The 340-nt window shown below is 71.8% G+C and carries 1 rRNA gene; it reads left to right on the forward strand.

Annotated features, from left to right (window positions below):
• Positions 1 to 175 precede the first annotated feature (175 nt).
• Positions 176 to 291 (forward strand): 5S ribosomal RNA (gene rrf / locus DXC67_RS10180).
• The last annotated feature ends 49 nt before the right edge of the window (positions 292 to 340 follow it).

A 340-nucleotide genomic window follows, 5' to 3' on the forward strand; every position in this document is an offset into this window, starting at 1 on the left:
GCCGCACTAATCGCCCGAGCTCTTCCGGAACCGCACCTCGCGGCCCGCGGGACATGCGCTCTGAAGCGCGGTCCGGGCACGAGGATGCCCCCGAGTCACCTCCCCTATGCGCCATGCGGCCCCCAGGGCACGTGTATGCGATACCGGACACCGTAACGGTGGGCGCCGCCCACCGGTCAGCGGCCAGAGCATGGGGGGCACGCCCGGTCCCGTTCCGAACCCGGAAGCTAAGCCCCATCGCGCCGAGAGTACTGCGGGGCCAGCCCGTGGGAGGCCAGGGCGCCGCTGACCGGTGGACGGCACCGAGCCGTCGGATGACTTGAAGAAGGGGGAGGCCTCG

Source organism: Collinsella sp. TF07-1 (assembly GCF_003437235.1).
GTDB lineage: Bacteria > Actinomycetota > Coriobacteriia > Coriobacteriales > Coriobacteriaceae > Collinsella.